Annotated in this window: 19 protein-coding genes; 13 read left to right on the forward strand and 6 right to left on the reverse strand. The window is 58.4% G+C overall.

The window, feature by feature from the left end; genetic code table 11:
* From EOM25_00640 to EOM25_00700, 13 genes are all read left to right on the forward strand, one after another.
* Positions 1 to 1,134 (forward strand): hypothetical protein (locus EOM25_00640; GenBank protein ID NCC23694.1); only part of this gene is annotated, 1,134 nt, incomplete at its 5' end.
* Between the two features lie 37 nt (positions 1,135 to 1,171).
* Positions 1,172 to 3,358, forward strand: a complete 2,187-nt coding sequence (locus tag EOM25_00645; GenBank protein ID NCC23695.1) for a pilus assembly protein TadA — start codon at positions 1,172 to 1,174, stop codon at positions 3,356 to 3,358.
* A 15-nt stretch (positions 3,359 to 3,373) separates the two neighbouring features.
* The gene (locus EOM25_00650) at positions 3,374 to 4,243 is read left to right on the forward strand and encodes a type II secretion protein F (GenBank protein ID NCC23696.1); all 870 of its coding nucleotides are present in this window, start codon (positions 3,374 to 3,376) and stop codon (positions 4,241 to 4,243) included.
* An 11-nt stretch (positions 4,244 to 4,254) separates the two neighbouring features.
* The gene (locus EOM25_00655; GenBank protein NCC23697.1) at positions 4,255 to 4,641 is read left to right on the forward strand and encodes a septal ring lytic transglycosylase RlpA family lipoprotein; all 387 of its coding nucleotides are present in this window, start codon (positions 4,255 to 4,257) and stop codon (positions 4,639 to 4,641) included.
* A 239-nt stretch (positions 4,642 to 4,880) separates the two neighbouring features.
* Positions 4,881 to 5,768, forward strand: a complete 888-nt coding sequence (locus EOM25_00660; protein ID NCC23698.1) for a type II secretion system F family protein — start codon at positions 4,881 to 4,883, stop codon at positions 5,766 to 5,768.
* 39 nt (positions 5,769 to 5,807) lie between these two features.
* Positions 5,808 to 6,188, forward strand: coding sequence for a DUF192 domain-containing protein (locus tag EOM25_00665; GenBank protein ID NCC23699.1), 381 nt, complete (start codon positions 5,808 to 5,810; stop codon positions 6,186 to 6,188).
* A complete protein-coding gene (locus tag EOM25_00670; protein NCC23700.1) occupies positions 6,189 to 7,688 on the forward strand; it encodes an FHA domain-containing protein in 1,500 nt (499 codons plus the stop codon).
* Positions 7,558 to 8,658, forward strand: a complete 1,101-nt coding sequence (locus tag EOM25_00675; protein NCC23701.1) for an FHA domain-containing protein — start codon at positions 7,558 to 7,560, stop codon at positions 8,656 to 8,658. Before EOM25_00670 ends, EOM25_00675 begins: the two co-directional genes overlap by 131 nt.
* Positions 8,659 to 8,667: 9 nt before the next feature.
* Positions 8,668 to 10,128: an FHA domain-containing protein gene (locus EOM25_00680; GenBank protein NCC23702.1), complete on the forward strand. Its 1,461-nt coding sequence runs from the start codon at positions 8,668 to 8,670 to the stop codon at positions 10,126 to 10,128.
* Complete coding sequence (locus tag EOM25_00685) at positions 10,119 to 11,327, forward strand: tetratricopeptide repeat protein (protein NCC23703.1); 1,209 nt, start codon at positions 10,119 to 10,121, stop codon at positions 11,325 to 11,327. The genes EOM25_00680 and EOM25_00685 overlap by 10 nt, the downstream gene beginning before the upstream one ends.
* A gap of 24 nt (positions 11,328 to 11,351) precedes the next feature.
* Complete coding sequence (locus tag EOM25_00690) at positions 11,352 to 12,449, forward strand: CpaF family protein (protein NCC23704.1); 1,098 nt, start codon at positions 11,352 to 11,354, stop codon at positions 12,447 to 12,449.
* A 45-nt stretch (positions 12,450 to 12,494) separates the two neighbouring features.
* Positions 12,495 to 14,438 carry a tetratricopeptide repeat protein gene (locus EOM25_00695; GenBank protein NCC23705.1) on the forward strand — a complete coding sequence of 648 codons (1,944 nt, stop codon included), beginning with the start codon at positions 12,495 to 12,497 and terminating at the stop codon, positions 14,436 to 14,438.
* A gap of 24 nt (positions 14,439 to 14,462) precedes the next feature.
* On the forward strand, positions 14,463 to 14,972 hold the full coding sequence (locus tag EOM25_00700; protein NCC23706.1) for a LysM domain-containing protein: 510 nt from the start codon (positions 14,463 to 14,465) through the stop codon (positions 14,970 to 14,972).
* Positions 14,973 to 15,005: 33 nt separating this feature from the next.
* Here EOM25_00700 and EOM25_00705 read toward each other — a convergent pair whose 3' ends face one another.
* The 6 genes from EOM25_00705 to EOM25_00730 form a co-directional block, all read right to left on the reverse strand.
* Positions 15,006 to 15,716 (reverse strand): DUF3298 domain-containing protein, encoded by a 711-nt coding sequence (locus tag EOM25_00705; protein ID NCC23707.1) that lies wholly within the window; start codon positions 15,714 to 15,716, stop codon positions 15,006 to 15,008.
* Positions 15,717 to 15,722: 6 nt separating this feature from the next.
* The gene (locus EOM25_00710; GenBank protein NCC23708.1) at positions 15,723 to 15,926 is read right to left on the reverse strand and encodes a cytosolic protein; all 204 of its coding nucleotides are present in this window, start codon (positions 15,924 to 15,926) and stop codon (positions 15,723 to 15,725) included.
* Positions 15,927 to 16,031: 105 nt separating this feature from the next.
* Positions 16,032 to 17,267 (reverse strand): molybdopterin oxidoreductase, encoded by a 1,236-nt coding sequence (locus tag EOM25_00715; GenBank protein NCC23709.1) that lies wholly within the window; start codon positions 17,265 to 17,267, stop codon positions 16,032 to 16,034.
* A 3-nt stretch (positions 17,268 to 17,270) separates the two neighbouring features.
* Complete coding sequence (locus EOM25_00720) at positions 17,271 to 18,038, reverse strand: 4Fe-4S dicluster domain-containing protein (GenBank protein ID NCC23710.1); 768 nt, start codon at positions 18,036 to 18,038, stop codon at positions 17,271 to 17,273.
* 34 nt (positions 18,039 to 18,072) lie between these two features.
* The gene (locus EOM25_00725; protein NCC23711.1) at positions 18,073 to 20,142 is read right to left on the reverse strand and encodes a molybdopterin oxidoreductase; all 2,070 of its coding nucleotides are present in this window, start codon (positions 20,140 to 20,142) and stop codon (positions 18,073 to 18,075) included.
* Between the two features lie 8 nt (positions 20,143 to 20,150).
* Positions 20,151 to 20,696 (reverse strand): cytochrome C, encoded by a 546-nt coding sequence (locus EOM25_00730; protein NCC23712.1) that lies wholly within the window; start codon positions 20,694 to 20,696, stop codon positions 20,151 to 20,153.
* Positions 20,697 to 20,787: the final 91 nt, after the last annotated feature.

Genomic DNA, 20,787 nt, shown 5'->3' on the forward strand with positions numbered 1-20,787 from the left:
AACGTCCAGGTCAACCTCGAAACCCTCAAGGAGCAGATCGAGGCCGTTTTGGAAAGCAGGGATGCCCTTCGTTTGCGTGTTGTCAGCGGCAAGCTCCTCATCGAGGGCGAAGCCACCACCCCCCGGGATCTGGAAAGAATCGCCCTTCTCGTCGGGGATTCTCCGCAGGTGGTCAACATGGCCGGCATCTCCGCCAACTCCCTCCAGATTGTGGCCCAGACCATCCAAGATCGGATCAACGACCCGCTGGTCACGGTCATCGGGATTGGTCAACACATCATTCTTAAGGGCATGGCCTACAGTAAGGAGGCTTCCGACCGCCACGAACGGCTGGCTCTTATGTACTATCCCCGGATCACCAATCTGCTCGAAGTCCGAGAGTATCCCTTCACGCCCGGCCTCGAGCCGACCATCCATGTCACGGCCCATTTGATGGAGGTTAGCGATTCGGCCATTAAGGGCTGGGGCGTGAGTTGGCTACCCTTGGGAACCAGTGAGGCCAAGGCCCAGAAGGACATCGGCCCTGGCGGGGCTTCGAGCGGGCATCTGACCGGCACCATCTCCAACCTCTTTCCCAAGTTGAGCGTGGCCAAGGAAACCGGAGACGCTCGGGTTCTGGAAACGGCCAGCATGAGTGTCCGTTCCGGCGATATCGTCTCCTTCCACTCCGGAGGCGAGATGGGTATTCCCACGGCCCAGGGAACCGGGGCCATCTCCCTGACCTTCAAAAAGTGGGGAGTCATGGTTGATGTACTGCCCGTGGCCCTGGGAGACAATATCTCCATCAAGCTTGACGTGGAGGTTAGCACGCCATCCACCACTGCCCCCGGAGCCAGCGTGGTCAACTTCTCGACCTCGAAGATCTCCACGGTCCAATGGAGCAAATCCGGAGACAGCATCGTCATCGGCGGACTCCTCAGCCAAAGAGATTCCAAGACCTTTGACAAGCTCCCGGACGACGCCGGCGGGGCCTTGGTCCAACTCTACCGTTCCGAGGATTTTCGCAAGCAACGATCACAATTCGTCATGTTCGTGACCCCTACGGTCGTGGCCGGCGGAGCCCGTGAGGCCAACCGGGAAATCATGAACATCGTCGAGGACCGGTTCATGGCCTATGAGCCGGACAAGAGGTAAACGGATCGTCCGGATCCGTCTTTTCGGAGGTTCATGAATGTCGCAGGGTTGGGTGTACATGGTGGCCGGGGCCAAGGGCGGAGTGGGCAAGTCCGTGTTTGCCCACAATTTCGCCCTGGCCCTTCTCCGGGAAACCAGGGGCCGGATTCTCCTTTTGGACCTGGACCTTGAATACTGCGGCGACGGATCCCTAGCCCTGGGCATCGACCAGCCGACCCGATCCTTGGCCGACATGGTCGGCCTTCTCGACTCCCTACTGCCGAACATGGCCCGCGGCTTGGCCCACAGTCATGAATCCGGGCTACACTTCCTGCCCGCATACCGGCGTCCTGAAGAAGCGGCGGCCTTGACACCGCAGGTCTTGGGCCGATGTTTTGAAATTCTCGGCCAAGCCTATGACGCGGTCGTCGCCGACCTGAGCACCGGCTTTTCCCCCGCCAACATCCATTGCCTGGGCTGTGCTTCGCGAATCTTCCTGGTGCTCACACCCGATCCGCTGGCCACGGCCCACACCGGTCGCGGAATGGAGATCCTCCAGCATTACGCCTTTCCCCAGCAGATGATCTCCCTGATTCTAAACAAGCATGATCCACGTGGTGAGTTCACTCCGGACATGATCCAGGCCAGGCTCGGCCGTCCGTTAAGGGCCGTGCTGCCCAACGATTCGGAAGCCCTTGCCCGCAGCCTAGCCTCGCGCCAACCCATGCTCCTGTCCCAGCCCCGTCACCCTTTCAGCAGGGCCATGGACGATCTGGCCGCCGATGTCTGGTCATCGGACATGGCCATTCCCTGCCCGCAACGGGTACAAATCAAAAATGCCCCTGTCGCCCCCCAGGCCGATGTTTCTGGCCCGTCCGCCCCGCCGCCAGACCAGAAACATCGTCCGGAGGCACCTGAAATCAAGGCCCCCCGGTCCAGCCCGAAACCCCTCGAACGGAACCCTCTGGATGCCGTCAAGATCCGGATCCATGACCGGCTACTGGAGTCCATGGACCTCAAAAGCCTGGAATACGAGACCTTCCAGGATCCGAGCAAATCCGAGCAGATCCGCATCGATACGAAAAAGGTTGTCGACCGCCTTCTGGACGAAGAAGGAAGCGCCATCCTCGACCGAAACCTGCGAAGCCGTATCAGCCAGGAAATTCTCAGCGAGGCCCTGGGGTTGGGGCCGTTGGAAGTTCTGCTTGAGGACGAGACCGTTTCCGAGATCATGTGCAACGGACCCAGCCAGATCTATGTGGAACGCAAAGGCAAGCTGACCCTGTCCGAAGCCCGATTCATGACCGACAAACAACTTCGGGGCGCCATTGAACGTATCGTCGCGCCCTTGGGACGTCGCATCGACGAGCTCTCGCCCATGGTCGATGCCCGCCTCAAGGACGGCTCCCGGGTCAATGCGGTCATCCCCCCCTTGGCCGTGGACGGTCCTCTTTTGACCATCCGCAAATTTCCAAGCAAATCCTTGATCGTCGACGATCTCGTCGCCTATGGATCATTCAACCAGGCCATCGCCGAACTCTTCAAATTCTGCGTCCAGGCCCGGCTGAACATTCTCATCTCCGGCGGTACGGGCAGTGGCAAGACGACCCTGCTGAACGTCATGTCCTCCTTCATTCCCCATGATGAGCGGATCGTAACCATCGAGGACTCGGCCGAACTCCAACTCAAGCAGGACCATGTCTGCCGGATGGAATCCCGTCCTCCCAGCCTGGAAGGCACTGGTGAAATCACCATCCGCGACCTGGTCCGCAACTCCCTGCGCATGCGGCCTGACCGCATCGTCGTCGGTGAATGTCGCGGAGCCGAAGCCTTGGACATGCTCCAGGCCATGAATACTGGTCACGACGGATCCATGACCACCATCCATGCCAACAACCCCCGGGACGCTTTGAACCGTCTCGAAACCCTGGTTCTGTTCGCCGGTTTCGAACTGCCGGTCAAGGCCATCCGCGAACAAGTGGCTTCGGCCATCAACATCATCGTTCAACAGAGCCGCTTCCCGGATGGTTCCCGGAAAATTACCCACATCACGGAATTGACGGGCATGGAGGGTGACGTCATCACTCTCCAGGACATTTTCGAATATCGACAGACCGGTGTGAACGAACAGGGCCGGGTCGAAGGTCATTTCGTGGCCAGCGGCTTCATCCCCAGATTCATGACCACCCTGGAGGCCAAAGGCTTTACCTTCCCAAGGGAAATTTTTCTGGAATCCTACAGCTAAAAAGGAAACCATGTCGTGACAGCCGTCTTGTTCGCCATTCTTGCAGCCCTGACCATGGGCACGGGCCTGTTCATGCTTGCCCGCCACTCAGGCTGGAACTGGTTTTCACGCCGGTATCACGCCGACGTGGAATATGTCAGGACCACTCTGGAGCGGATGTTCAAGGAGGCACCACTTCCCCGATGCCGAATGATGGTCGCCGCCGTCCCGGCCTTGGGCGCTGGTTTGGGCGTTCTGCTGACCTGGGCTGCATCCTGGCCGGTTCAAATCGTGTTCGCCCTGCTCCTGGCCTCGTTTTTCTGGTGGGGATTGCACCGCTTCATGGATCTTCTTTACGCCAAATACCTGCACCGTTTCGAGGAACAGCTCGTCGATGCCCTGATCATGGCCTCCAACGCCCTGCGCGTCGGCCTTTCACTCCCTCAGGCCCTGGAAATCATCGCCAAGGAACTCCCTCCGCCGGTCAGCCAAGAATTCGCTCTGGCTCTCAAGGAGCACCGAATGGGCAAAACCCTTGACGATGCCCTGAGCACCATGGCCGACCGAATTCCCAGCCTGGATCTGACCATGGTCGTCAACGCGGTCCTCATCCTGAGGGAGACCGGAGGAAACCTGGCCGAAACCTTTGACACCATCGTCTACACCTTTGTCGAGCGGGAAAAGGTCAAGGACAAGATCCGAACCCTGACCGCCCAGGGCCGGGTCCAGGGTATCATCCTCATGGCCATGCCCTTTGTCCTCGGCTATGCCTTGAACTGGGCCAACCCCGACTATATGCGGCCCCTCTATTCCACCCCTTTTGGCTGGATCCTGATTACCTTCATGATTCTCATGCTGACTGTCGGCGGACTGATGATCAATAAAATTGTGAACATCGACGTTTAGGAGAACATCCCATGAAAACTCTTGCATTGAGATTGCTCGTCTGTTCGGTTCTTCTGTCCCTGTTGGCCTGCGCCAAGACTCCACCTGCCCCTCCGGAGGATCCATATCGATGGATCGCCGCCGAAGGAGCTTGGTATGGCGAAATGTTTCACGGCCGGAAGACCGCCAGCGGCGAGGTCTTTGACATGCGCCTCTCCACCGGGGCCCATTCCGAACTCGCCCTTGGAACCGTGGTCGAAGTCAAGAATCCCCAAAACAACACAATTGTCAGGGTCACCATCAACGACCGCGCCAACGAGGACCGCGGTGTCGATCTGCTCCTGAGCAAGGCCGCCGCCGAAAAACTCGGCCTAGTCCGGGAAAGACGGTTCCAGGTCGAATACCGCCTGGCTCGCTGACCATGGGCATGTCCGGGCTTTTTTTCAGTGCTCTAAACCGATTCAAAAGAGGGGTATCGGGCCAGACGACCACCGAATACATGCTCGTCATCGGAGTTTTGGTCCTGGCCTTGGTATTCGCTTACTGGTTCATCGCTCCGGGCCTGCGGGACGGCTTCGTGGAACTGGCCGAAAAGATCACGGCCCAAAAGCCATGATGGCCCACACTCAAGAGCAGAGAATCTGATTGGAGTAACCCAATGAGTTCCTTGATTTTACTAGGTATACTGGTGTTGATCTGCGTGGCCGGGTACATTTTTACGGCCCAGTTTTTTGCCCGGGAAGGGGACGTGGACCGTTTGGAGGTCCTGGGAGTAAAGGATGGACGCAAGGAAACCAAATCTCTGCTCCTGCGCCTGAGTAGACCGTTCCTTCCGCACCTGATGCACGTCACCCAGAACCTGGCCATGCCCGAGTGGCGCCGTAAACGTCAACGACAACTACTTGCAGCAGGCATGTCCGATGAAATCACCATCGAGGAACTTTTGGCCTACAAGGCCTTCATGGCCCTGGTCGCCCTAATTTTGTTGGCTGTTTTCAAGCCCGATACATCCTGGTGGGTTTTCGTGATCGTGCCGCTCATCGGGTTTTTCTTCCCCGACCAATGGCTGGCCGACCGGGTCAAGCGACGAGGCAAGGCCATATCCAGGGCACTTCCGGACGTCGTGGACATGCTGGCTCTGTCCGTTGAGGCCGGGCTGGATTTCGTGGCCGCCATGAACAAGGTCGTGAAGAAGTCCCGGCCGGGGCCTCTGATCGACGAACTGGCCCAATCCCTTGCAGAAATGCGTGTCGGTTCGAGCCGGGCCGATGCCCTGCGAAACATGGCCTTCCGCTGCAATCTCCGGGAGCTGAACTCGTTTGTTTCCCTTCTTGTCCAGGCCGACAAACTCGGCGTTTCCATTGGCAAGGTGCTGAGAAACCAGAGCGAACGCATGCGCATGGAGCGATTCCAGAAGGCGGAACGTCTCGGGGCCGAGGCCTCCCAAAAAATCCTCTTTCCCCTGGTTCTCTGCATCATGCCCGCGGTCTTCATCGTCTTCTTCGGCCCCTTGGTCATCCGGTTCCTGACCGGGGGATTGTTTTGACTTTCAGGCCCAAACGGATAGGCTGACTTCGCAAGGTTCATGACTCCGACGGAAATACAAAGGGGTGCCTCGTTTGCCTGCTACCTGACCGACTCGGGAAAAGCACTCGCCTTGAATATCCAAAGGGCGGACACTTTGTTCGCTCGGATGCGTGGCCTGCTCGGAGCTCCAAAACAAGCCAATGGCCAAGGCCTCTGGATCGTGCCCTGCAAGCAAGTGCACACGGCCTTCATGCCTTATGATCTGGACGTGGTCTTTCTCGACCGTGAACACATAGTCGTGGGTTTCGTTTCCCGACTGCGACCTTGGCGCTTGAGTCCGTTCTTTCTTGGCGCCCACAGCGCCCTAGAACTGCCGGGGGGCTCTGTCGAACGCATGAACCCCGGACAGCGACTGACTTTTGCCCGGAACAAGGATTGAATGGTGAGCTCATTCTCCCTGGAAATTCTCACAGGCCCACGCAAGGGGAAAATTGTCTCCCTGACCTCCAAAGCCCAGATTCTGGGACGAGGAGAGGCCGCCGACATCGTCGTTGACGACCATGAAGTCTCTCGACGCCATTGCCAGATATCCGCCTCCGAGGACGGGGGGAAACTCTCGGATCTGGGAAGCGCCAATGGTGTTTTCGTCAACAACCGGATGATCGAAACGGCCAGCCTGCAGGACGGAGACCTCATCAGAATTGGAACAACGGAACTTCGGTTCATCTCCATCGAGGCTCCCAATTCCGGCCCTGAGACCACTCCGAAAGGAATGCCGGAAACCGTTCTGACTCGTATCGCCGGGCTCAAATGGTCTACCCTGGTACTGCTCGTCATGCTGGCCGCCGGTCTTCTCTGGCACCTTTTGGCCTCCTGGCCGTTGATCGTCGCCCAGCGCCAGGTCGTGGCCAACGAGGCCCTGCGGCGGGCCCAGGCGCTGGTCTCGGCCTTGGCGGCCCAAAACCAGGAAGCCCTCCGTCTCGGCGACGAAATGCTTCTGGTGACCGAGGACGTGACCAGACACGACGGCGTGGTCCAAGCCATGATATACGACAACCAGGGCCGAATCCTTGCTCCCCTGGCCAACTTTCACGAGAGACACACCGACTCCGACACGCTTCGAGCCCTTGGGGCTGAAGCTCCGATCATGTTCGAGCGGTCGCGAGGTGTTTACGACCTGGCCGAACCCATTCGCATCTACAACGCCCAGACAGGGCAATTTGAAAAATTCGGCACGGCCCGGATTCTCTTCTCCATCCAGACCGTCCTTGATCTCGAGGCAGGACCCAAAAGATGGGCCTGGATCAGTTTCATCGTCCTTCTGATGACCGCCTTCCTTCTGGCCAAGCTGATCGGGCTGCTCACATCCCGCTCGGTTACAACCCTGCGCGACGATCTCGAGGCCGTACTCAAGGGGGATAGGGCCGATCTCGGCCGAGAATATGGACTGACCGCCCTGGACAGATTGGCGGCCAGCATAGAACGCTGTCTCGTCAAACTTTCGGCATCCCCCGTCCCCGCTGCCTGGAATTTCCCAGCCGGAGGAGGCGAAACTCCACAAGACAAAGGACTCCTGCCTCCTGAACTTCTGGCCGAAACGGTAAACGAAGCCGTGCTCGTGGCCGATGCCCACAATGAAATCCTGCTGGTCAACGCGGCCTTTGAAAATCTCATGGGTCTCAAGCGCCAGGGACTCATCGGTCGACACTTCTTCGAGGCCTTTACCGACCAAAAAATCCTAAACAAAGTCCTCAAACTCGTGCAGGAAGCCACGTCGTCTCAGGAAAACCGGGCCGTTGGACGCGTCGATGACGGGACCAGATTCTTCTCGATTCAGATCGCCGTCCAGGCCGGGCACTCCGGAACAGAGGGTGACTATCAATATCTCGTCATCGTCCTGGAACTTCAAACGCATGGAGCCGACCATGTCGGGGACTGAACACTCCCCCTGCTCTCCGAAACTCTCCGTCACTCAGGCTGACGGCCGAAAGATGGAACATGTTTTGTCCGCGGACTCCGTTCTTGTCGGCCGGGCCCAGGAATGCGATTTGACCCTCGACGATCCAGGGGTCTCCCGGCGCCACGCCCGCATCCGAAAGACACCGAACGGCTGGCAGGCCGAGGACCTCGAATCAGCCAACGGGCTCATGGTCAACGGCCGAAAAATCAAATCCATCCTACTAGCGCCCGGCGATGTCCTGTCCCTGGGGACTTCCAGCCTCGTCTTCCTCCTGCCCGAGGCCCCCGGATCCGACCCCGACAAGACCGTTTTCCGCAAGGTCGAGCCCCCTCCCATCCCCGAATCTCCAAAATCCTCGCACGGCCAAAAGCCCACCCGTATCCGCAATCCGAGGCGCATGGTTCTTCTCGGCGCCGTTTTGGTCCTCTTTACCGTCATCGTTGCATCGTTTTTGGGTTCGAACCCGGCCGTGGATCCGAATCAATCCGCGCCAGCGTCCTCGAACTTGGCCGAACCAGCCGTCCCGGAACCGGCCCCACTTTCGCCTGCAATGGTCAGGCAGGAGCCCAAACCCGAGTCGAGCCAAAATCCGACCCTGGAGGAGTCCACTTCCAACGCTCTTGCGGAGGCAGCCATCCTTGCCCAGGCCGCTCAGGTATCCTACGACACGGGCAAGCTACCCGACGCCGTCATGGAATGGCGAAAGGCCGTGGCCCTGGACCCTCAGAATCCCATCTACAGGGTCAAGCTCGAAACCGCCGAGGCCCAGCTGACCGCCAAGGCCGAGGAAGCCTACAGCCGAGGGGCCAAGAACTATCAATTTCTGAAATATGACGAGGCCGTCAGGGATTGGAATCAGGTTCTCCACCTGATACCCGATCCCGAACATCCCCTGCACCAGAATGCCAAAAAGAACCTGGAACAGGCTCAGGCCCAGATGCAGAGATAGGAGAAGGTTGTGCTTTTACTCACTGTTTTCAAGGACGGTCGACGGATCATGGAACGAAAACTCCCTCCGGGGGAGTACGTGCTCGGTCGCCAGAGTGACTGCGACATCATTCTCGAAGACCGGCAAGTGTCGCGTCGCCACGCCCGAATGACCGCCTTTGAAGACAGGGCGACCATCGAAGACCTGGGATCGGTCAACCGCCTGATCCAAGAAGGCAAGGAGTCTGGATCGGCTACCTTGGACCCGGGACATCCGGTGATCATCCGTCCATTCACCTTGACCGTCGAAGCCCAAATCAAGACGGAAAGGGTCGAAGCGGACAAAACCATCATCCTCGGATCCCGTGAAACAGCCGGTATCGACCCTCCCACGGTGATTCTCAAACCTAATGCTCCGTCGAACGACCCACAACCTCTCATCGGTTCCCCGTTCTCGAAGCTTGGACCTCTGGGCGAAAAGCGGACCCTCCTCTATACCCTGGCGGGCCTGGCGGCCGTCGCGGTCGGGATGATGCTCGTATTCGGCGCCGGGGACGGCTCCGACGGCAGCCCTTCCAAAACGGTCGACATGACCCGACCCACCCAGGAAAAAGAACTGAGCCAGGTCGAGAGGATGGCCGCCATCAATCTGGTCAAGGGGAAACAGGCCCTGGAGTCAGGAAGGCTTGAGGAGGCCGCCGATCTTCTGCACCGGGCGGCCGTGGCCGCTCCCGGGAACGAGGAAATCGCCAACCTACTGGCCCAGGTCCAAGATCTTCTTGAGACCAAGAGGAACGAGCGGGAACGGCTTCAACGAGAGCAGGCGGTCATGGCCGAAGAAACCGGGCGCCTCATGTCCCTGGCCGCCGCAGCCATAAATGACCAAAATTTCGACCAGGCCGAGGCCCTGGCCCTGGAGGTCCTGGAACTCGACCCGAGTCACCAGCAGGCACAGGATCTGGCCCGATTTGCGGCCGAGTCCCGTCAAGAGGCGGCGGAAACTCTCCAGACCATGGAGCGGTCTCTGTCCGAGGCTTTGAGTCGGGGCCGGGAGCTAAAAGCCGATGGGAAGCCCGTCGAGGCCGTCTCGGTCTGGGAGGAGGCTCGACTGCTCGATCCCGGCCTGAGGTCTGAACTCACCGAAAAAATCCAGGAACTGATTGACGGCACCAGGGCTGAACAGCGCAAGCTGGCCCTTCCCCGGGTGGACAAGGCCAAAAACCTGCTCAAGAGCGATCCCCGCCAGGCCTTCAAGGAACTTCGTGAGGTATTGACGACCGATCCCTGGAACACAGAGGCCGGGGAACTGATGGAAAAGGTATTGGCCCGCCTCAATTCCGAGGCCAAAAAACTCTTCGATCAAGGCCTGGTTCTAGAAAGCCTGGGTGAACGCCGCAAGGCCTGCGCCAAATGGGCCGAGGCCCTGAAATCGGCTCCTGAAGATGGAGAACTCCATCGACAGATCGAAGCTAAGGGGTCGATGTGCGACTGATCGTGAAGGGTTCGGTCGGCCTCTGGCCGGCGGCTCTGCTTTTGCTTCTCCTGCCCCTGGGCTGCCAATGGCATCGCCCCCAGGATTCATCAGGTCCAGACGTCTTTCCGTCCGATCTGACCCAGGCCACTTCCGAACAGGCCCTCCTGGCCATGTGGTCCTTCTGTCCCTGGCGACTGGGCTCGGCTTGTCCGGCCTTCACCTCCAACGCAGCCGTCCCGCAGGCCGATGCTCGCTGGAAGGCCCTGGCCATCGAATGCCGAGCCTTGCAGATCATGATCGCCCGCAATCTGCGCCGGGAGAATCCCCCCTTCGATCTCGACGGACTCACCCGTCAGGCCAGGACCGTTTTGGACGAAAATCCCCGTTCCCTGGAATCCAAACGGGCCTTGGCCCTGGCCCTCATGCTCAATGACCGAGTTACCGAGGCGGCGGGCCTCCTTCAATCGGCACTCAACGACGATCGGAATAATCCCTACACCCTCCTGACCCAGGCCGTCCTGGTCCGAAAGGATCCGGTTCAGGCCGAGGCCTTGCTGCGTCGGGCCGAAGCCCAGGCCCCAAATCTTCCCGCCCTTTGGCTGGTCCGGGCCTGGCAAGCCGAGGAGAGAAACGATCCGGAACTGGCCGAACGTGCCTATCGCCGAGCATTGACTCACGATCCGCGAAATACGGCCGTCATGATCGGTCTAGGTCGGTTGGAGATGGACAACGTCGACACCCAGGCCATAGCCGCCGAGCGCTTTGCCCAAGTCCTGGCCCTGAACCCCGGGGACGAGGTCGCCATGTTCAACCTAGCTCTAATCCGCCTACGGGAAGGTCATCCCGACCAGACCCGGGGGCACGTCCAGCGCCTGCTGGAACTCCATCCCAAAGACCCCATGGCCTGGGAACTACAGGGCCTTGCCCAGCGGGCCACAGGGGCCTACCTCGACGCAGCCCATTCTTTTCGCATGGCCATATCTCTTGATCCCGCTCTGGCCGGTCCTTTTTTCAACCTTGGAGTCCTCTGCGCCGTCCATCTGATGGACATCTCCTGCGCCAGGGACTCCTTCTCCTCTTTTCTCAACCTGGAGCCTCAGGGGGCTCGGGCCGACCAGGTGCGTGCCTGGCTCCTGGACCACCAGGACCCTAAACCCCTCGAATCCCCTGTCCATTTGCCGTTGTCTCCTTTGCCCACGGCAGACTCTTCGCAATGACCATTTGAACTCCGAGGAGGCACCATGAGCCAAGACATGTTCTCCCAGACCGTTCTGCAATTTCTCGGTCCGGTTCAGGATTTTCTCCTGGACGAAGGCGTCAGCGAGATCATGATCAACGGGCCGCGGGAAATCTATATCGAACAGCGTGGCAGGCTCGTCCTGACCGATCGACACTTTTCCTCGTCCGAAAGCCTTCTGGCCGCCATCCGCAACGTCGGTCAGTTCGTCGGAAGAACCATCGACGAAACAAAGCCCTACATGGATGCCCGTCTGCCCGACGGCTCCCGGGTCCACGCCATGATCCCCCCCATTGCAAGACGGGGCCCCTACATGGCCATTCGGCGCTTTTCCAAAAACATGTTGACCGTCGACGACCTCATCGAAAAAGGCAGTCTGACCGCCGAAGCGGCCCTGTTTCTCAAGGCCTGCGTGAGAATCAAGAAAAACGTCGTCGTTTCCGGGGGCACGGGAAGCGGCAAGACCACCCTGCTGAACATTATCTCGGAATTCGTCCCGGGTCATGAGCGGATCATCGTCATCGAGGACGCCAGCGAACTCCAGCTCCGCCAAGCCCATGTCCTTCCCATGGAAACCCAGAAGGCCGACAAGAAGGGGCGTACCGAGGTCGGCATCCGTGAACTGGTGGCCTGCTCCCTGAGGCTGCGACCGGACCGAATCATCGTCGGCGAATGCCGGGGAGGAGAGGCTTTGGATATGCTTCAGGCAATGAATACAGGCCACTCCGGCAGCATGACCACTCTGCACGCCAACTCAAGCCGGGATGCCCTGAGCCGTCTGGAAACCATGGCGATGATGTCCGGGGTGAACATGCCTCTGAACGCCGTTCGAGGCCAAGTGGCTTCGGCCATCGACATCATCGTCCAGATCTCCCGTTTTCCGGACGGTTCTCGGAGAATGACCGAAATCACCGAGGTTCTCGAATTGGATTCCGAGGGTCGCTATCAATCGGCTCCGTTGTTTGTTTTCAATCTCCAGGGCAAGGACGACGAAAACCGGATCGTCGGAAATATGCGCTCCACGGGCAGCAAACCGACATTTGTCAAGGAATTGCAATTGTGCGATGTTGAATTGCCACAGGGGATATTCGACGGGCTATAGCCTTTTGTCCTCGCGCTCGATTCAATTTTCGGTGGGACAGCCAACATGATTCATGTCGAACGGTTCAAAGACTACTACCTGACCAGGCGCATCGGCGTCGGCGGTATGGCCGAAATTTTCCGCGGCCGGAAAATCGGCGAGGGTGGCTTTGAAAAGCCGGTTGTCGTCAAACGGCTGCTAACCCACCTAGCCAGCGACGAGTCCTTTCGGGCCATGTTTCTGGACGAGGCCCGCCTAGCCAGCCAGCTCTCCCACCCAAACATCGTCCACGTCTACGACCTTGGCAAATACATCCAGGGTGGGTCTGAAAACTACTTCATCGCCATGGAGTATGTCTTCGGCAAAAACTTGGCTGAAATTCGGAACCAGGCAGCCGCCCGAAATCTTTTTCCGTCCATCGAGCATATCGCTCGCATCGTCTCCGGGGCCGCTCTGGCCTTGCATCACGCTCATTTCAGGATGGACGACTGCGGCAAGCCTTTGAACATTGTTCACCGGGACGTCAGTCCGCAGAACATTCTCCTCTCCTACGAGGGCGAGGTGAAGCTGGCCGACTTCGGCATCGCCAAGGCCCTGACCAAGTCCCAGCACACCCAGGCCGGGGTCCTCAAGGGCAAGCTGGCCTACATGTCCCCGGAACAGGCCAGGGGCGAATCCATAGATTACCGGGCCGACATCTATGCCCTGGGAATCGTTCTGTGGGAACTACTGACCGCCAAGCGCCTCTTCGTTGGAGACAACGAGGCGGCCACTCTGCGTAACGTACTCGAACCCACCGTTTGCCCTCCAACCGAGATTGCCCCCCACGTGCCACCGGAACTGGACGCCATGTGTCTGCGGTGTCTGGCCGTCAAACCCGAAGATCGCTACCCGAATGCCATGGCCCTGGCCAAGGACCTGGAAAAATTTTTGCACGACTCCGGGCTAACGTCCGGGTCACATGCCCTGCGGGACTATCTGCGGGGGCTCTTCGCCAAGGAAATCGAAGAGGAGAACGCCCAGATCCAGGAGGAAGCTCTGGCCGTACGCAGGATGGTCGGTGCGGAAAACAAAGGGGTCGAGGAAAAGACCCTGGCTGCGGAACCGGTTTCGGACGGGACAGGGTCTCGATCGGAAAACAGGTCTACGAATTCCGTCAAGCCGAAAAGATCCCGTAGGCCGATATGGGTCATGCTGGCCATCGGCGGACTCGCGATATTGGGAATTGGCGGACTTCTCCTTTTGAGCGGGAATGACCCTCAGGTCAATCTCAAGGATACTCCTCAGCCGCCGTCCACATCTGTCGAGACCACCGAAGCGCATGAGGACCCATCGGCGGCACTCCCTGTGGAACCGGCTTCAGAGATCCCCGAGACTCAGGAAGAAACGGATATTGAGAAGCCTTCCTCCGAGGACCTTGAGGCCTCCCGCCTGGCCAGGACCCGCAGTCAAATCGAAGGATTGGTGCAAGCGGGTCAGGTCGAGGATGCCCTGGCCATTCTTGATCAGGCCGAAGACCGTCGCCCTTGGAGCGTCCCCGAGCTCGGCCCGGCCCGGTCCGCAGCCTTGAAGGCCTTGGCTGCTGGGCTCCAGGACGGGGACCCTGAACGGGCCGTGGCCATCCTGCGAGAGATCGCCGCCCATGAGCGGGATAACGCCCAGACCTATCTGACCCTGGGACGGATGCTGACCCGCCTCGGCCGAATCCCCGAGGCCATCGAGTCCTACGACTTGGCCCTGCTCCAGGATGAGCGGCTCCACGAGGCCCATTACAACAACGGGGTCCTCTGGCTCCGTCTGGGACGAATGGATCTGGCCGAACGGGCCTTGCTCAGAACCTTGGCCCTGAATCCGCCCTACTCAGCCGACATCTACGTCAACTTGGCCGCCTGCAAGGCTCAAGGCGGAGCAAAGGACGAGGCCGTGGCATATCTTCGCAAAGCTCTTGAAATTGACCCCGGCCATGAAATCGCACGGTACAACCTCAACGTATTGGCATTCCAACCCTAATCCTCAACCCACGGAAGAATTCCCATGTCTGTACGCCGTTTGCTTCTAATATTTCTTTGTCTTCTGGCTCTTGGGCTCTGCCTCGGGTGCAAAAAAAAACCTTCGAGCCAGTCAAGTCCGGCGACCGAAAAGCATCTCTCCCACACCATCCGCCACCAGGGTGAAACGCTGGCCATCATCTCCCAATGGTACACCGGAGACCCGGGGCACTGGCGGACCCTGATGAACCTCAATGGCATCGCCTCTCCCACGGCTCTTCGTCTGGGGCAGACCATTGTCATCCCCATGAACCTGGTCAAGACCTCCAAGCCATTGCCTGCCTCATTCATTAAGGAACAAACTCGGCCCAAGGCCCAGACCAAGACCCAAACCAAGGTCCAGAAAAAGCCCAAGCCCGACATGGCGCCGGCTTCCGATGCCCAGGCCGAACCCGAATCCCCACTGGTCGAATCCGAGAAAATCGCCGATGAACAGGCTGCTCCGGACACGGATGCCCAGACTCCACCTCCTTTGATCATCGCCCCGCCCCGATAGACAAAAAGACCTTTCCAAAAAAAAGCTGCGGGATCAACGTCCTGCGGCTTTTGTTATATACGCCGGGGTTCCGTTCAGTTCGGACCACGGGATGAAAATTCTCTTCTGTCCTTCCACATACGGCGCAACCGTTCCCCGGGAGAAAAAAATATACACCCCATCGGACATGGGGGCCACCAGACGGAAGTTATCCTCTCTCGGCTCTGTCACTCTGTACAGCATGGACGGCTCAAGCATGTCCCCGAGTTCTCGGGACAGCTTCTTGCTGGCCGAAGCTCCCATCCGCTCCAGGGACTTTGGGTCGTCCAGACCGAGATCGGCCAAACGAATCCGTTCCTTTCGCAGGCAGTCTATGGTGACGCTCAGCAAGTCGTGGCTTGGATGCGCCCCGCCAGCGTAGGACTCGATCTCGTAGACCACCGTGACCAACCTGGGGCTGCCCCAGTACACGGAATACCAGACGTCCAGGTTGTTGATCGGGCCCGGCTCCAGATCATGACCAAGCCTCGAAACAGCCCTGAAATCTTCAACGAATCCCTTTAGGGGCCAAAAGGCCAAACGATCGAGTTCCGGGTCGGAAAAAACGGGAAAGCGGATAACCATGATATGGTCGCAATCCCGTTCTTCCAGAATACCGGAGCGGACCACCGGATGTATGTTGCGCGGAACCTGGACTGCAAGACAACCGGCCGAAACACTTAGGATCACGGTCCCCAGAATGAACGTGAGCGCGACCCTCTTCAAGGTTTCCTAGACCACCCTGCTCTGGACCAACTGGGCGAAATGCTCGAAGGACCTGTCGAACGTCTTCTCGGCCGAGGCCGGAAAACAGCAAGCCGGCAATTCCCTGCTGCGCAGGTGATATGCCAAGCACTCGCAGCACATCCCCTTTCTCGGACAGGGCTCGTAGGTGCAATTGCATCGCATACGGTTTTTGTCCTTTTGGCAGTCCATTGTTCCCTCCAGATCGCTTTCGGTGTGTGTCGAATCCATAAAACTCAAAGGGCCGCCCCATGGCGGCCCTTCTCGGATTCAAAGACAATAAGAAAAACCCACGGATCAGGCGTTCAGCTTCCGCTCCTGAGGGAACACAGGCAGATATCTGTAGGACAGGCTGAGGATCAGGAAGGAATAGGCCACGATCATCAGCGTGGTGGACCACTCGGCCCAGTTGGGAATGTAGTACTGCCAAGTGTCAAAGGGCATGACCGGGATGGCCAAAGCCTGAACGGTGAAAACGAAACGGTTCACGACAACGCCTAGACAGTTCAAGATGGCCGCCGAATACAGCAGAGCGGGCCGGTTGCGAAAAGCCGGAACCACCAGAAGGATGGCCGGGAGCACTCCGCATATTCCGAGTTCAAGCCACAAGAGCCACGTTCCGTATCCAAGCTCGGAGTTGAACATCTGGTCAAAGGTCAGGCCCATGTTGGGCAGGATTCCTTGAGCCCAGGCCCAAGTGTCCAGAATCTTAAAGAACATGTAGAAGCAGAGCAACAAACCGGCGATCTTGCCCATCAGTACCTTCGTCGAAAAATCAACAAGCTTCTTGCCGGTCAAAAGTTCCATGAACTTGGCCACCAACATGGTGAAGGCCGGCCCTGAAGCGATGGCCGAGGCGATGAACAAGAAGAAGGTCCAGGGCCAGATGAAAAATCCCTCGCGGAAGACAAAGGGTCGACCGAACAGCACACCGTACATGCCGCCCAGAGATCCTTGGTGGAAGAAGGACAGAAAGGTGCCAACACCGGCAAAAAGCGGCATGTACACATGGAGATTGTGGGCCATGTGATGGAGGAACCGAATTTCGTTCAACTTCCTATTCTCGAAAATGATCGGCAGATATTCAATAATCAAAACCATGCAGTAACAAGTGATGCAGAAGATAACTTCGGTCAGCATGGAGTGGACATTAGGGTGCCAGTATCCGAACCAGGCCCGGATGGGCTGCCCAATATCCAGGGTCAGGATGATCATGGCCCCGGAATAACACAGGAACCCGACGATGACCGCCAGATTGATGATGTTCTTCAGTTGGTCGATACGGATGATGTACCTGAGAAAACCGCTGAAGAAGGCACCGGCCCCGAGACCAATGACTGCGAGGTCGAAGGTGATCCACAGCCCGAATCCGAAATAGTTATCCAGGCCTGTAACGCCCAGGCCAGAACTCAGGATACGGAAGGCACCGTATAGACCCCAGGCCAGGAACAGGCCAATGAATCCGAGCCAGGCAAGGAATCGTCCGAGAGAACAGCGCTCCACCCCTTCGGGCATCAAGGCTTTGTCTATCATGGCCTACTCCCCCTTGGTCTTTTCGTGTTTGAGGTAGTTGTCACCCTGTCGGCGGACCCACTCGCGCTTGGAGTAGTAGTACACCTGAGGATCCGTGCCCAATTTTTCCAAAAGCCGGAAAGCATATGGACTCTTGGATAGCTTGTGCACTTCGTGCTCCGGGTTCAAAAGATCCCCGAAATGCATGGCCCCGGTGGGGCAGATATCGACACAGGCCGGAATATAGGCATCCTCGGCCAAATGGCTGGGGTCATGTCCTTCGTGGCGAGCCTTTTCCTTGGCCGCCATCCAGCGATGGTGGCAGAAGGTGCATTTCTCGACCACGCCCCGGGGCCTGACGGAAGTAAACGGGGTCAAAACCTTGTCCAGTCCTTCGGGCCAAACCGGGTCGTGCCAGTTGAAGTACCTGGCATGATACGGGCAGGCGGCCATGCAGTACCGGCAACCGATGCACCGGGGGTAGACCTGGCTGACGATACCACCCTCCTCGTCTTTGGTCGTGGCTACCACAGGGCAGACCGTAGAACACGATGGATGTCCGCACTGCATGCACGGACGGGGCAGATAGGCCACATCATGGTTCGGAAAATCCTGCTTATTGGACAACTGATAGACCAGCATCCAGGACAACGTCCTCAATTTGTTGGAGGCCTCGGTCACCGGTGCAACATTGTTCTCGGCCTGACAGGCGACCATGCAGGCTCCGCAACCCGTGCACTTGTCGATGTCAATGACCATTCCCCATTTTATGTGAAAAGTATGCGCTTGCATATCAATATCCCTCTTGGTTTCGCTTCAGTGGGTCTTAGGCCCTGGACACCGTAATCTGGGGATTGCCGAAGGAGGCTCCGCCCTGGCTGTCAAGGCCCTGGACAAGAAGCACGTCACAGGCATTGGTCCCCTTGCCTCTGGAGAAATCGTCCCAGGCCGTATGGCCGAAACCCAGGCACGCTGACACGGCCCCGGGCACGACACCTTCGAAAATCTGAACCCGGCCCTTCATTTCCCCGGACTGGCTGGCAATCTTGACCATGCTCCCCTGATCGACGCCTATCATGGCCGCCGTGGCCTTGTTCATGGCCACGAAACAATCCTGGCCCTGTAACTCCCGTTCGGAAATGGTCAGAACATTGAAGGGTGGTGTGGCCATCTTGGCACTTCCGATGTTCAACTTGACCACCGGAGCCAAAACCAGTTGTCCGTCGGCCCCCTTCTTGCCGAGGTCCGCATCGAACGGAACCTTCCACATTGAGAGGAAGAACTGGAAGGCCGTACGTTCCGAAGTCCAGGCTTCCCCATCCTCGAGCAGACCCGACCAGTCGGCCCCGAGATTCTCGGCTCTGGCCTGAAGGACCTCTTCGAAAGATTCTAACCCCAGACCGAGGCCGAGTTCATCCGCCACAGCAAGAATTATGTCGCCTGCGGTTTTGGTGTCGTTAACCGGGCCGATGACAGGGGCTGTTGCCAGGTATGTTCCCTTGGCCGAGCCGTAGGGCGTGTAGGAGTCGTCGAATCCCTCAAATGAATAAGACGCAGGAAGGATGAGGTCGGCCATGGCCGCCGTCTCGTCCATGAACGAACTGAAACTGACCAGGAACCCGGCCTTCCGCAAAGAGTTTGCCATGCTCTGCCCCCCGGGCAAGGCATAGGCGGGATTGGCCTCGTGGACGAGCATGACCGCTGGTGCCTCGTTCCGGCCAACCGCGACTCCTTCGAGAAAAGCGACCAGATCTTTCGCCAGCATGGCGTCGCGACGCGGAGCCCCCTCAAACACCGGCTCGGCCCAGGGCACGATTCGCACCCCACCTTCCTGGTTGATGCGGCCGAGGAGAAAATTGAGGCTCATGCCGGCCGCAGCCTCGAACGTGCTCAATCCCTGTCCGATTTCAGATCCGATGACCACAACGGGCTTTTTGGCCCGGAGCAGCCGCTCTGAAAGGTCCTTAATCTTGGCGGCCTGAACCCCGGTCTTGGCCTCCACCTGGGCCGGGCTAAACCCCTTGCGCACGAAGTCGGAAAATTCGCTCATACCCATGGTGTCGGCGCTTCGACCAGCCTGGATCAGGGCGTTGGCGACACCCAAGGCCAGAATGGCCTCGGTGCCTGGCATACAGGGTATCCACTCATCGGCCACAGCCGCAGTCCCATTCTCAACGGGACCGGCATAAAGCAAGGATCCCCCTGTGGCCTTGGCGTCCATACAGGACTTGCCGACGCCCGGTCCCCACGCCTGGCAGATATCGGCTCCAAGGACCAAGATGCAGTCGGAGTTTTCGAAATCGTATCCAGGTTGCCCGTCACCGCCAAAGACATTCTGCCATGCTCGAACCGCCGGTCCGGCCTCGCTGGGCATCAGAAAATACTGATCCGAACCAAGCCCTGCCACAAGGGCGGCCAAGACCTCGGCCGCGGTGCCGGTCTCGTCTCCGGATATCATAGCCACCTTGTCACCAGCAACCTTAATCTTATCCTTTAAAATGGACAAACCCTCGTCCCAGGATATCGGAACCATGGAGGCCCCGTCTTTCTTCATCGGCGATTTGACCCTGGCCGGGCTGTACAGGAGTTGAACGCTGGCCGCTCCGAGCGGACAGACGCCGCCCTTACTGGCCGGATCCTTTTCGTTCCCGTAGGCTGTGACCGGCCGGCCCCCGACGGTCAACACTTCAACGCCGTATGCGTCGGGTCCCAATTTACACAAGGCCGACTTTCGATCCAGTGCCCCATAGGACAGGCGCGGAATCCATGGCCAATTCTGAGACCATATGGATGCATCGTCCAGGAGTTTCCACACAACCGGGGTGAAGAGGATACCGCCGGTGCCACCAGCCAAGAACGAGATAAAGCTTCTTCGATCGAGTCCCATCTTCTTCATCCCCTCGTTTATTTGTGACACACGAAGCAGGCATTGCTGGCGCCATTCTCGGCGTGGCAACGCTCACACTCCCACATTTTCATGGTCTGCTTGCTGTATTTGGTCAGCCTGTTCTCGTAGTACACCGGCAAAGTCTCGTTGAAGGCCATGTCCGGATGGCAGGCCGTGCAGTCCACACCGTCATGGGCGATGTGGGAGAAATACACGTTGTCCGGCTGCTTCTGATAGACATACCATGGTACTTCCTTGTAGTCGCCTTCATTGACGTACTTCTCGACGAACTCAATCTCTGCGGGATCGTCCCCCATGGGGGCCTCGTGGCAACTGGCGCAGCTTTCCGTTGTCGGAAGGCCGGCGTAGGATCCGTCCTCGCGATAAAAATGGCAGTCTTCGCAGGACATAGCCTGGTCTTCCACGTGCACCTTGTGGCTGAACTGGAGTGGTTGCGTCTTCTCGCTGTAGAGCAACTGGGGGAACCCCCACCAGCCGAGAAAGAGCGAAGCCACAAAACCCGCCACAAAGGGCAGTACAACACAGCTCTTCTTTTTCGACACCTTGTTAACCTCCGTTCCAGAGAATTGAAAAGAACCCCAGCATCCTGACAAAAGCCCGGATCAACCTATGCAACACCCCGAAGAGGTGTCA

Source organism: Deltaproteobacteria bacterium (assembly GCA_009929795.1).
GTDB lineage: Bacteria > Desulfobacterota > Desulfovibrionia > Desulfovibrionales > Desulfomicrobiaceae > RZZR01.

Coding starts and splice junctions, on each gene's coding strand:
- EOM25_00645 (NCC23695.1), top strand. CDS start 1,172: ATGTCGCAGGGTTGGGTGTACATGGTGGCCGGGGCCAAGGGCGGAGTG.
- EOM25_00655 (NCC23697.1), top strand. CDS start 4,255: ATGAAAACTCTTGCATTGAGATTGCTCGTCTGTTCGGTTCTTCTGTCC.
- EOM25_00660 (NCC23698.1), top strand. CDS start 4,881: ATGAGTTCCTTGATTTTACTAGGTATACTGGTGTTGATCTGCGTGGCC.
- EOM25_00665 (NCC23699.1), top strand. CDS start 5,808: ATGACTCCGACGGAAATACAAAGGGGTGCCTCGTTTGCCTGCTACCTG.
- EOM25_00670 (NCC23700.1), top strand. CDS start 6,189: ATGGTGAGCTCATTCTCCCTGGAAATTCTCACAGGCCCACGCAAGGGG.
- EOM25_00675 (NCC23701.1), top strand. CDS start 7,558: ATGACGGGACCAGATTCTTCTCGATTCAGATCGCCGTCCAGGCCGGGC.
- EOM25_00690 (NCC23704.1), top strand. CDS start 11,352: ATGAGCCAAGACATGTTCTCCCAGACCGTTCTGCAATTTCTCGGTCCG.
- EOM25_00695 (NCC23705.1), top strand. CDS start 12,495: ATGATTCATGTCGAACGGTTCAAAGACTACTACCTGACCAGGCGCATC.
- EOM25_00700 (NCC23706.1), top strand. CDS start 14,463: ATGTCTGTACGCCGTTTGCTTCTAATATTTCTTTGTCTTCTGGCTCTT.
- EOM25_00710 (NCC23708.1), bottom strand. CDS start 15,926: ATGGACTGCCAAAAGGACAAAAACCGTATGCGATGCAATTGCACCTAC.
- EOM25_00715 (NCC23709.1), bottom strand. CDS start 17,267: ATGATAGACAAAGCCTTGATGCCCGAAGGGGTGGAGCGCTGTTCTCTC.
- EOM25_00720 (NCC23710.1), bottom strand. CDS start 18,038: ATGCAAGCGCATACTTTTCACATAAAATGGGGAATGGTCATTGACATC.
- EOM25_00725 (NCC23711.1), bottom strand. CDS start 20,142: ATGAAGAAGATGGGACTCGATCGAAGAAGCTTTATCTCGTTCTTGGCT.